Genomic DNA, 10741 nt, shown 5'->3' on the forward strand with positions numbered 1-10741 from the left:
GGTTGAGCTAACCCACCAGTTGCTCCATCGAAAAAATGGGCAACAGGGTAGCAAGAACGATGAATAATACTACGGCTCCCATAAAAAGGATAACCAGTGGTTCGAGCAGGGTCAGTGCGGTATCCACCAGCCGTTTGACTTCATTATCAAGGTGTGCGCCGGCTTTGTCCATCATTGCCGCGATTTGACCGCTTTTCTCACCACTGGCAATCAAATGCAGTTCCATCGGATTCAGAAATCCCGTCAGTTTCAGGGCATCACTGATACTGCTCCCCTCACGAACACGCACACTGGCCTCGATAAAAGCATTACGCATGGCCATATTGGTAACAAGGCTTGCCGCAACGCGCATGGTTTCAAGCACACTGACGCCCGCGGCAAAAAGAATGGAAAAGGTGTGAATGTAGCGGGCAATGTTAACAGTACGTACGAGCCACGACACAATCGGCAGTTTCAGCAGTATCCTGTCCCATGTGAGTCTGATTTTGGGGTTGCCAAGGCTTTTTTTAAAACCCGCGAGCAGCAGCACGAAGGCTATAAGCAGAGGTAAGCCATAGCTTTTTATTCCATTGCTGATACTGATGAGTACCATTGTCATTTCCGGCAAGGTTTGTCCGGTACTCGTAAAGACCTCAATGATTTTGGGAACAACGAATGACAGCAGAAAACTGATGATACCTGTTGACACGATAATCATGAGAATGGGATAAATCAGCGCCTGCTGAATTTTTTGGCGCGTCTGCTGTTGATTCTCTGTGTAGTCAGCGAGTTTTTCCAGCACGACATCGAGCCTTCCTGTCTGTTCACCGGCAGCAACGGTAGCGCGATAGAGTTCGGGAAAGGCCTGCGGAAATTCCGACATCGCCTGAGCCAGCGCATAGCCCTCAAGGACTTTCGCTCGCACCCCGATAATAAGCTCGCGAACGCGGTCTTTTTCTGTCTGTTCACTGACACCGCGCAGTGCTTCTTCCACAGGAATTCCGGCACCCAGCAGGGTGGCGAGCTGTCGCGTAAAGAGGGAAAGGGCTTCCGGCTTTAATTTTCCGCGGGTATTGCGGGGACTCTCGGCCTTTAAGGTGCTCACACTTGTTGGAAAAAGCCCCCGGTCGCGAAGGAGCTGTCGCGCCTGTCGTTCGGAATCTGCTTCCACGACGCCTTTTTGGGACTTCCCGGTTTTATTGAGCGCGACAAACTGGTAGGCACCCATGCGTGATGTATCCTGCAAAAAATAGGCTTCGGTGTTTCATGGTAATCGATTTTCATCCACAGGGCGATGAAAATTAACGCTAGACCATGGCAGGAAAATACACTGTGGGGTAGACTGTTGCTGGTTCTGGCGGTAACTGTGCGACCGCGGTATTGGATGAGCAGAAATTATTCAGGAGAGCATGATGGGATCCAGTGAAGTACTCAGCGCCATTCGTGATAAAAACGCGAAGTTTGTGGATTTGCGATTTACCGATCCGCGTGGAAAATGGCAGCATATTACCGTTCCGGCATCGGTGATTGACGAAGAGTTTCTCAAAGAAGGTAAAATGTTTGATGGTTCTTCCATCGAAGGCTGGCAAAAAATCCATCAATCCGATCTTGCCATGAAACCTGATGTTTCTACCCTGCACCTTGACCCTTTTTACGAAGATACCACCGTCTCCCTTTGTTGCGATATTCTGGACCCTCAGACTGGCATGGGGTACAGCCGTTGCCCACGCTCCATTGCAAAAGCCGCGGAAGCATGGCTGTTATCTACCGGCATCGCTGACCGCGCCTTTTTTGGACCGGAGCCAGAGTTTTTCATGTTTGATGACGTTCGCTGGAAAACCGGCATGAACGAAGCATTTTATCGTCTGGATTCGGAAGAAGGGTACTGGCGTTCAGGCCAGGAAATTGCGGGCGGAAATATTGGCCACCGTCCTAATGTGAAGGGAGGCTATTTCCCGGTACCACCCGTTGATTCGTCTCAGGACATTCGTTCCGCCATCTGTCTTGCTCTTGAGTCCGTTGGCATCAAGGTTGAAGCGCATCATCATGAAGTAGCGACTGCCAACCAGTGTGAAGTTGCAACCAGTTACGGCACGCCCGTTTGCAAGGCGGATGAAATGCAGTGGTTGAAATACATTGTGCAGAATGTTGCGCACAATTACGGCAAAACGGCGACGTTCATGCCGAAGCCACTGGTGGGTGATAACGGTAATGGCATGCATTGCCACCAGTCACTGCAGAAAGATGGGGTTAATATTTTTGCCGGTGATAAATACGCGGGGCTGTCTGACACTGCACTTTACTACATTGGCGGTATTATTCGTCATGCCCGTGCGCTCAATGCCCTGACAAACCCCGCAATCAACAGTTACAAGCGTCTGGTGCCAGGTTTTGAGGCCCCGGTCTTGCTTGCTTATTCTGCACGTAACCGCTCAGCGGCTATTCGCATCCCGCATTGCAGCAACCCCAAAGGGCGGCGCATTGAAGTCCGTTTTCCTGATCCGATGGCAAACCCGTATCTTGCGTTTTCAGCGATGATGATGGCAGGCATTGACGGCATTCAAAAGCGTATTCACCCGGGCGACCCAATGGATAAGGATTTGTACGACCTGCCGCCGGAAGAGCTGTCTGATGTGCCAACTGTGTGCAGCTCGCTTGAACAGTCGCTCGAATATCTTGAAAAGGATTGCGAATTTCTGCTGCAGGGGGATGTATTTTCCCGCGAGTTCCTGCACAGCCTTATAGAGGCGCGCACAAAGGAAATCGATGCGTTTCGCATGCTGGTGCATCCTTACGAGTTTGAGCTTTATTACAGCTTGTAAGGTTTTTTTATGAATTTCGAGGGGATAGATGTTTGCCCCTTGAAATTCAGATAAGTCCCCCCCATATGCCGTAACACGTTATTCATGGAGAACCTGTTACGATGAGCACTAAACAACAAACCATGGGGTTTCAGACTGAAGTCAGTCGTATGCTGGATCTCGTTATCCACTCCCTCTACAGTAACCGTGAGATTTTTCTGCGTGAGCTCGTATCCAATGCCTCCGATGCTCTTGATAAGCTGCGTTTTCTGGCTCTAACGGATGCCGGGCTATACGAGAACGATTCCAATCTTCGCATCGTTGTCGCCTGTGATGAAAAGAAAAAAACCATCACTATTACCGATAACGGCATTGGTATGAACTGGGATGAAGCGGTACAAAATCTCGGTACTATCGCAAAGTCTGGTACTAAAGAATTTCTTGGGAACCTCACCGGCGAAAGCGCAAAAGATTCACAGCTTATTGGCCAGTTCGGTGTGGGCTTTTATTCAGCATTTATCGTAGCAGAGAAAGTGACAGTGAAAAGCCGACGAGCGGGTGCGGCTCCTGAAACGGGCATTGTCTGGTCCTCCAACGGGCAGGGCGAATTTACCATTGAGGAAGAAAAACGCGCGGAACGCGGTACCGAAATTACCCTTCACTTAAAGCCTGAAGCTGAGGAATTCTTAAGCGACTGGAAGCTTCGCGGCATTATCACCAAATACTCCGACCACATCTGCTGGCCCATCGCCATGAAAAAGCAGGCTGAGGAAGAAGAGGGTGCTACAGAAGAACTTGAAACCGTTAACAAGGCTACCGCTCTCTGGACACTGCAAAAAGCCGATATTACCGATGAAGAGTACCAGACACTCTATAAACACATTTCCCATGATTATCAGGATGCACTTTGCTGGGCGCATAATCATGTAGAGGGCAAGCAGGAATATATCAGTCTTTTGTATATTCCGAGCCACGCACCTTTTGACCTTTGGCAGCAGGAGACCCGTCACGGACTGAAACTGTATGTCAAGCGAGTTTTCATTATGGACGATGCCGCGCAGTTTCTGCCGCGCTACCTGCGTTTTGTAAAAGGTATTGTGGATGCCGGTGATTTGCCGCTTAACGTATCCCGTGAAATTCTGCAGGATAATAAACAGGTTGACAGTATTCGCGCAGCTTGCACCAAACGCATTTTATCCCTGCTCGAGAGGCTTGCGGATAATGAGCCTGAAAAGTACCAGAAATTCTGGAAGGAGTTTGGTGCAGTTCTTAAGGAAGGCCCGATTGAGGACTTCGCCAATAAAGAAGGCATCGCAAAACTTCTGCGCTTTGCAACAACCGCTTCTGAGGGAGAGGCGCAGACGGTGTCACTTAAAACGTATGTTGAGCGCATGAAAGAGGGTCAGGATAAGATTTATTACATCACAGCCTCCAGTTACAACGCTGCAAAAAACAGCCCGCACCTTGAGTTTTTCCGTAAAAAGGGTATTGAGGTGCTGTTGTTGTCTGACCGCGTCGATGAGTGGCTCGTGGGTTATCTATCTGAATTTGAAGGCAAGTCTTTGCAGTCGGTCAGCAAGGGCAAGCTCGATATGGAAGATACGGAGTCTTCAAAAGACCATGAAGAACAGGAAAAGAATCTTGCACCGATGCTTGAACACATGAAGCGCGTGCTTGAAGGGCGTGCCGAAGACGTGCGCATTACGCATCGCCTGACAGATTCACCGGCGTGTGTTGTAGCGCCAGAGCATGGCATGGGTCTTGAAATGCAGCGCATTTTACAGGCTGCAGGTCAGGCACTTCCGGGTGTTAAACCGGTATTCGAGATTAATCCCGAACATCGTTTAATCGAGCGTTTGCATGACATTTCAGACGATACCCTGTTTGAAGAGTGGGTGAACCTGCTCTTTGATCAGTCAGTGCTTGCCGAGGGCGGTACACTGGATAATCCTGCAGACTTTGTGAAGCGCATGAACCAGCTTTTAATGCGCGGTTAAGTCGGTGTTGGAAGTCAAAAAAAAGCGCTCACGGTCCTTGTGGACGGTGAGCGCTCATATTTTTCTGATTGCTGCAAGCAATGTACTGGTGCAGTATCCGTTTGTTATTTTTGGTCTGCACACGACCTGGGGCGCTTTTACCTACCCCTTTATTTTCCTTTTAACAGATTTATCCACGCGCATACAGGGCGTCAAATACGCGCGTCAGACAGTTTTTCAGGCGATGGTGCCAGGGCTTTTGGTGTCGTATCTGGCGGCGATTATGCTTTCAGCGCCTGAATGGGTGTGGCAGGTATTATCAACACTGAAGTTGGAGCCGCTTCGGATTGCCATTGCCTGCTTTGTGGCTTATGTTTTCGGGCAGTTGTCCGACATTCTTGTATTCTCGCGCTTTAAGAAGATGCGCGCCTGGTGGTGGGCGCCCATGGTATCAACCACCCTGAGCAGTGCACTCGATACGTTTCTCTTTTTTGCGCTCGCCTTTTACGCGAGCAGTAATCATTTTATGGCGGAGCACTGGCCTGAAATTGCGCTGGTCGATATGGGGTTTAAAATTGCCATGAGTCTTGTGGCGATTGTGCCGCTTTATGGCATATTAGCCGCGTGGGTGCTGCGTCGGAAGTCTATGCGTATCAGCCAATTTTTAAATAAGGCATTGTATTAAATAGGTTTTTTTGTAGGCTGGGTTGATTGACGCGAAGCCTTGCATCGGGTATCCCCAAAGGCAGGATGCTTTTTCGCGCATCCTATCCCGCGCTTATCAGCGCAGGCTACGGCATTTTATATATAAAACAACGACTTATGGTAGGCTGGGTTGAGCGCAGCGAAGCCCGGCATCGGGTATCCCCAAAGGCCGGATGTTTTTTTCGCGCATCCTATCCCGCGCTTATCAGCGCAGGCTACGGCATTTTATATATAAAACAACGACTTACGGTAGGCTGGGTTGATTGACGCGAAGCCTTGCTTCGGGTATCCCCAAAGGCCGGATGCTTTTTCGCGCATCCTATCCCGCGCTTATCAGCGCAGGCTAAGGCATTTTATATATAAAACAACGACTTACGGTAGGCTGGGTTGATTGACGCGAAGCCCGGCATCGGGTATCCCCAAAGGCCGGATGCTTTTTCGCGCATCCATCCCGCGCTTATCAGCGCAGGCTACGGCATTGTGCTAATTATTTACCATTGTGCGGTAGGCTGGGCTGAGCACGGCGAAGCCCGGCATTGGTTCTCATTGTATACCGCGATCCCTGTTTAAAAAAATCCGCTAAGCCTCCGTTAAGTTTCCATTGTCATAATATTGCTTCGTTTGATTTTTTATCTACCGGAGTTACCATGAGCGACTTGCGTACCATGTGGAACGAACTGCAATACGTTTTTAATCTGACTTCACTTGATGAGAGCGCAACGGATGCCGAAATTGTTGCGCGTTTTTATCACGAAGCACAAATCCTCCTTAACAGTGAAGCAAGGATTGCCTTTGCGCTGACTCAGTTTTTTGCAGAAGTATATCCGGACTGGCTCACACTCCTGGTGGAAGCGGGCGGAGCGGACGCGGCTGAGGGTCTGCAGCTGATGGTCGCAACGCAAGAATCAGCAGCCTTACAGGCGGAAACCGTTACATCATCATCTTCTTCGTCTGCCTCTTCTTCTTCCTCATCGTCTGAGCCTGAATGGATGATAAAAATTCGCGAAAGGCGTCAGGCGCGTATGGATGCACTCCCGCAAAGTGAAAGAGAGCGCATTTTTGCGGTGGCAAGACCCGTAGAACGAGGAATACAAGAGAAGCTGGATGCTCTGAGTTCAGCTCAAGGTGGCTCTGCTAAACGTGAACAGGGCAATGTTGGAAAATTAGATATGGGTCGTTTTAGTCAGATTCCGTTGATGGTGCCAATGCCAGCTCCAAAAGCGACTCAGGTTCCACCGTCCGCTGCTCCTGCCCCTCAACCACTCCCGCGTCCAGCCGCATCGCAACCGGCAACATTTTTTAGATTTCCAAGCCCACCGTCTACTCCACCTTCGGCTGATGTTTCTCCTGTCCAGACAGTTGCGGTAGAAATATTGCCGCTTCATGTTCGTATCAGTGGAGCTGTTTCGCAGGCTGTGGAGAAGTACTTGCGATACCATGGTGCCGAGTATGATGAAAAGCAGTCAAATACGGAGTTGAACCAGGGTGCCGGTCCTTCATTCGGGCGTCTCAGTGCTCTGGCACATGGCGAATCAGGCCTGCAGAGCGCTAATGAATTCGGCAGGAATTTTGTACGTGATTCAGGTACGGATGCTTTAGCAATAGGCTTGCTTGTCAGTAAAATCAGAACTGCGAGCCATTCGCCGCATTCTTTTGGGACGTTTCTCGTGACTGAAGTTAATGCACTTCTTCGTAATGAGGGAATTGCAGAGGACAGATTGCCGCAAAAGGGCTTTTTTATCAAAAACTATAACAAAGAAGAAGCCGCTGCTAAATTTGAAGTGATTCTGGGCGAGTTGATTGAAAAGCAACCGACCCGTGAAATGACATTCAGCAACTAAATCCGCAGCATTGATTGCCCCTCTCCCGTCAGTGGGAGGGGGGTTATTCAGTTAACAGCAGTTCTTTCTTATCAAGTTCTACAGACTCAATTTTTTGAAAACGCTGAGTAATTTTACGCGCAGAGGTGTTTACTTCTGTCGCATCCTGTTGTGCCATGTCGATGTGTTTGGTGAGTTTTTCCATCCGCTTTTCAAAACGCTGAAAATCGTCGGCAAGCGCTACCAGATGTTGCTGAATAATATGAATTTGCTTACGCGTGGCATCGTCCTTCAGCACCGCTTTTGCCGTGGTTAGTACCGCCATCAGAGTGGTGGGGGACACGAGCCAGACACGTTCACGCTGCGAAAGGGTCACGATTTCAGGATAATTGGCGTGAATTTCAGCGAAAATGACTTCGGCTGGAATAAAGAGCATTGCCCCGTCACTGGTTTCATTCTGAATAATATACTTCTCGGCAATGTCGCGGATATGCTTTTGCAAATCTACACGAAACTGCTGTTGCAAAGCCTTGCGCTCAATACTGGTTGGCGGTGTATCGATGAGCTTTTGGTAGGTTTCAAGCGGAAACTTCGCGTCAATCACTACCATTCCGGTAGGCTCGGGTAAAAACAGTACGCAATCGGCACGCTTTTGGTTACTGAGCGTGTATTGCATTTCATAATGCCCGGCGGGAATCATGTTTGTGACAAGACTTGCGAGCTGTACTTCTCCAAAGGCGCCGCGTGAGCGTTTATCCACGAGTATATCCTGCAGGCTGACCACGTGGCTCGACAGCTCGGAGATTTTTTTCTGTGCCTCATCGATAATGGTCAGGCGGCGCACTACATCGGTGAAAGTGCTCGAGGTTTTTTCAAACCCTTCGGCCAGCTTGTGATTGACCTGTTGTGTAAGGGCATGCAGCTGATTACGCACCTCTTCGTTCAGCGTCTGTACATGCGAGGTCAGGCCACTGGCATGCATCTTAAAACTCTGGTGCATTTGTTCGCGCATGTCAGCCATCTGGCGCTGCAGCGTTTCTGTGACCAGCTTGTGGGTTTCAAGATGTCCCTGTACGAGCTTTTCCTGGACATCCTGCTGACCACTCTGAAACGCCTGATGCAGAGTGAGGGCAGTCTGGTGGAGACGATCGGTCAATGCTTCCTGGATGCGTCCCGACTCCTCAGAAGCGTCCTGCTGACGCCCACGTACCGAACGCGCAATCCAGGCTCCGAGCAGCAGCTGCATCAGAACAAAAGCTATCAGCACATCAGGCAGGGTGAGCGTCTGCAGGTATTCTCTCACGCGTGTTCCTCAGTCAGTGGCAGCAGCTCGTCAAAACGGTAGACGGGCTTATACTGGCCGTAATCAGTCAGTTGCAGATAACCGACAGACCATGGCGCGCCTGCGTTGCTGTCTGCGGGGATATTCATCTGGAGCTTTAAGGTATGTTTACCAGGCTCAAGCCATTGCGCGGTTTGATGAATGCTAACCGGAAGTTTTCTGCCATCGGCTCCTGTACCATACAGAACCGCCTGCAGGCCATAACGGCTGGCGGTGGCGACTTCCACTTCTGATTCAAGAAACTCAGGCGTGCTGCCAGTCTGGCGAATGCTGCGCACCGCACCCGATTGAATGGAGCAGGAAAAAGCGATATGCGTGCTCAGGGAAATGGTGTCTTCCTCGAGCCAGCTTTCAGCAAACACTTCAACATACCAGTTTTCACCGTGGGAATTGCGCGCTTCTGGCAGCGGCATGCGGGCTTCATAAAGTCCTTCATCAACTTCATAAAAGCTCAAGGGCCAGGTCTCGCCCTCGGGGCTTCGCAGTGTGAGCGTCATGTAGTCAATGGGGAGCGCGTCATCTTCTTCATCCATGCGCACTTTAACCACCAGTTCTTCGCCGAAATAGTAATGTTCTTTTTCGGTACTGACTTCAAGGCTGATGTCGGAATAGCGGTCGTAAACATGCACAAAAACAGGCGTTGTTTCATCAATAGCTGTATCGGTGCTTTTCAGCACAAACTTGCCGTGACCGGCATTTTTATTCAGTACCATCACCGTTGGAAGCGCGTGTTCATCGGCACCGGCCAGTCCGGCACCTGGCGTATGTACTTCGGCAACTTCTGAGGGCGCATGCTCTACGCCATCAGGGGTAAGGATGCGCAAAGAGGCAAGGGCTGCATTACCTCTGGACTTTTGCACGCTCACACGCACAATGGCGCCATCCGCATGCGTATGGACGTTAATTCCACGGCGAAGCTCGGCCAGAGTCATGACGCGTTGAAGCGATTTGGACGGGCGCGGTTTTAACGCCTTTTTCAACGCCAGTGATTGTGTATCCGCCGCCCAGCTGTATGAAAGTGGAACGCGCGAGAGTTTTTCGCAGCTGTCACAATCGTAGGCGATTACAGGCGGTTGCGGGAGACCCGCGGCAAAGGCGTTGCTGATGGCATAGACCGAAAGCGAAGCCATGAGTAATGTTTTCATCGGAGACTCCCTGTCGCGGCCGACATGCGGTCGTTATTTAAGATATCTTCAAGTCCAAAGCAGCTGTGGCGACTCTGGTTGTGGCTGAGCTGAATGCCATCAACGGTTTTTTGCCAGTCATAAAACCACAATTCCCCGGCCTCGGCCTGTGAACTGCAGTCAAGAAAGCCATCTGCACAATCATCGAGATAAAGGCGCGTGACCTTCAGTGCCGTATTAAGCCAGTAGCCATTGCAGTAACTTGCACTGTTAAAAGGTGAGGCGGTTACATCCGTGCCCACGACCACACGAAACGGTTTTACCAGATTAGGACGCTCAGGTGAGCCGTAAAGAAGCTCATCATTATAGACCGCCATGTCACCAACGCGCTGCTGTTTGACAGAGTTAGTCTGGTACCCAAGCAACCAGCCCAGCCCTTCTTCAAAAAAGTTACCATCCACCGCCTGGTCTGCCAGAATGGTACCGCCACTTGATGGAGCAAGCGCAATAACTTCTCGAATAAGGGGAAGAACTTCAATATAGCGTGGGTCATAGGCTGGATTTGACAGCACCCAGCGCATGACATTACCGCCGTCTGAATGGGTGTAAACCGTATAAGAGGTAATATGCCGGTCTCTCGCAAAATCAAGCATTTGATTGACCATACAGCCGGCCGCTGCTTCATCCCACATATAGGGAGTAAAATCGCAGTGCACCACCAGTCGGTTCTCGGGCGTCGGCAGTGGCGCGCTCAGGGCGTCAATGAATTCGTATTTCCAGTAATCGCCTTCTGCGTCTTCGCGGTGATCTTTCGTGCCATGCACAAGGACGATACCTTCGTTTCCTTGCGGGAGCGTATTACTGTAACTGAGAGTGGATACAAGCAGGGTACAGACACAGGCTGTAACACGTAGAAAGTCCATTTATTCTGCCTCTTATAGTGGGTGGCGCGATGTATAGCATATTCCGGTTTTAGCGGCAAGCGCAGCCGCCA

8 protein-coding genes are annotated in these 10741 nt (G+C 50.3%); 4 read left to right on the plus strand and 4 right to left on the minus strand.

Going from position 1 to position 10741, the window contains the following annotated elements; genetic code table 11:
- Window positions 1-7 precede the first annotated feature (7 nt).
- Window positions 8-1207 (minus strand): type II secretion system inner membrane protein GspF, encoded by a 1200-nt coding sequence (gene gspF, locus E4T54_RS00290; RefSeq protein ID WP_028387189.1) that lies wholly within the window; start codon window positions 1205-1207, stop codon window positions 8-10.
- Between the two features lie 181 nt (window positions 1208-1388).
- On the opposite strand from gspF, the gene glnA reads away from it, so the two are divergent.
- From glnA to E4T54_RS00310, 4 genes are all read left to right on the plus strand, one after another.
- Entirely contained in the window at window positions 1389-2801 is a 1413-nt protein-coding gene (gene glnA / locus E4T54_RS00295) for a type I glutamate--ammonia ligase (RefSeq protein WP_425324512.1), read from the plus strand.
- Window positions 2802-2902: 101 nt separating this feature from the next.
- Window positions 2903-4777: a molecular chaperone HtpG gene (gene htpG / locus E4T54_RS00300; RefSeq protein ID WP_028387191.1), complete on the plus strand. Its 1875-nt coding sequence runs from the start codon at window positions 2903-2905 to the stop codon at window positions 4775-4777.
- A gap of 46 nt (window positions 4778-4823) precedes the next feature.
- Window positions 4824-5441: a queuosine precursor transporter gene (locus E4T54_RS00305; protein WP_238582767.1), complete on the plus strand. Its 618-nt coding sequence runs from the start codon at window positions 4824-4826 to the stop codon at window positions 5439-5441.
- 667 nt (window positions 5442-6108) lie between these two features.
- Window positions 6109-7302, plus strand: coding sequence for a hypothetical protein (locus E4T54_RS00310; RefSeq protein ID WP_028387193.1), 1194 nt, complete (start codon window positions 6109-6111; stop codon window positions 7300-7302).
- A 43-nt stretch (window positions 7303-7345) separates the two neighbouring features.
- Here E4T54_RS00310 and E4T54_RS00315 read toward each other — a convergent pair whose 3' ends face one another.
- From E4T54_RS00315 to E4T54_RS00325, 3 genes are read right to left on the minus strand one after another with little or no spacing between them, the layout of a single operon-like run.
- Complete coding sequence (locus E4T54_RS00315; protein WP_051551044.1) at window positions 7346-8527, minus strand: DNA recombination protein RmuC; 1182 nt, start codon at window positions 8525-8527, stop codon at window positions 7346-7348.
- Between the two features lie 53 nt (window positions 8528-8580).
- Window positions 8581-9768 (minus strand): DUF4785 domain-containing protein, encoded by a 1188-nt coding sequence (locus E4T54_RS00320; RefSeq protein WP_051551031.1) that lies wholly within the window; start codon window positions 9766-9768, stop codon window positions 8581-8583.
- Window positions 9765-10670, minus strand: coding sequence for a hypothetical protein (locus tag E4T54_RS00325; RefSeq protein WP_028387195.1), 906 nt, complete (start codon window positions 10668-10670; stop codon window positions 9765-9767). Before E4T54_RS00325 ends, E4T54_RS00320 begins: the two co-directional genes overlap by 4 nt.
- Window positions 10671-10741: the final 71 nt, after the last annotated feature.

The organism is Legionella geestiana, from assembly GCF_004571195.1.
Taxonomy (GTDB): Bacteria; Pseudomonadota; Gammaproteobacteria; order Legionellales; family Legionellaceae; genus Legionella_B; species Legionella_B geestiana.

Bases quoted from the DNA above. Each gene is read 5' to 3' on its own strand.
- E4T54_RS00315 (WP_051551044.1), bottom strand. From the start codon at position 8,527: ATGCAGCTGCTGCTCGGAGCCTGGATTGCGCGTTCGGTACGTGGGCGT.
- glnA (WP_425324512.1), top strand. From the start codon at position 1,389: ATGATGGGATCCAGTGAAGTACTCAGCGCCATTCGTGATAAAAACGCG.
- htpG (WP_028387191.1), top strand. From the start codon at position 2,903: ATGAGCACTAAACAACAAACCATGGGGTTTCAGACTGAAGTCAGTCGT.
- E4T54_RS00310 (WP_028387193.1), top strand. From the start codon at position 6,109: ATGAGCGACTTGCGTACCATGTGGAACGAACTGCAATACGTTTTTAAT.
- E4T54_RS00320 (WP_051551031.1), bottom strand. From the start codon at position 9,768: ATGAAAACATTACTCATGGCTTCGCTTTCGGTCTATGCCATCAGCAAC.
- gspF (WP_028387189.1), bottom strand. From the start codon at position 1,207: ATGGGTGCCTACCAGTTTGTCGCGCTCAATAAAACCGGGAAGTCCCAA.
- E4T54_RS00325 (WP_028387195.1), bottom strand. From the start codon at position 10,670: ATGGACTTTCTACGTGTTACAGCCTGTGTCTGTACCCTGCTTGTATCC.